Below are 638 nucleotides of genomic sequence, written 5' to 3'. Positions count from 1 at the left end.
GTCTATCTTCGGGAGAGGTGCTTCGTTCGACTTGCATGTATTAAGCACGCCGCCAGCGTTCATCCTGAGCCAGGATCAAACTCTCGTTAAAAGTGTTTGTTCTGTCAGAATGACGTTAGCCATTCATCCATTACTGTTTGTTTTGGAAATCGTTAATGATTACTCATTTAACAATGTTCGCTCTGAAAATTTATTTTGAATTTTCAGGGATGGTTGCTGTTCAATTATCAATGTTCTTGTTTGCTGTTTTTTCAACAGCCATATTAATTTAACATACTTATTTATGTTTGTCAACAACTTTTTTAACCTTTTTCAAAAAAAGTCTTTGGAGTAGTTTCAAACGGAGAAGGAGGGATTTGAACCCTCGCGCCGCTATTAACGACCTACTCCCTTTCCAGGGGAGCCCCTTCAGCCACTTGGGTACTTCTCCAAGCAGTTGTATTCGTATGTCTTCTTAACATGTGTAGTTTTCTCTACAGCGGAGAAGGTGGGATTCGAACCCACGGTGGGACTAACCACACCGGTTTTCAAGACCGGCACCATAAACCACTCGGACACCTCTCCGTACGCCCGTTTTTCAACGTGCTTGACTATAATATCAAATGCTTCTTTATCTGTCAACACTTTTTTTGTCATTT

General features: G+C 41.1%; 2 tRNA genes and 1 rRNA gene. All 3 read right to left on the bottom strand.

What is annotated here, in order from left to right:
• Positions 1-91: ribosomal RNA gene (locus DW006_RS12190) — 16S ribosomal RNA — on the bottom strand; the annotation flags it as partial.
• 250 nt (positions 92-341) lie between these two features.
• Positions 342-430 (bottom strand) — tRNA-Ser (locus tag DW006_RS11540).
• A gap of 49 nt (positions 431-479) precedes the next feature.
• A tRNA-Ser gene (locus DW006_RS11535) sits at positions 480-564 on the bottom strand.
• Between the last annotated feature and the right edge of the window lie 74 nt (positions 565-638).

Origin of the sequence: Eubacterium sp. AF36-5BH, from assembly GCF_003460505.1 — a bacterium.
Lineage (GTDB): Bacteria > Bacillota > Clostridia > Lachnospirales > Lachnospiraceae > Eubacterium_G.
Note: the sequence above shows the minus strand (reverse complement) of the source record. Positions and strands in the feature narration are given on the sequence as shown.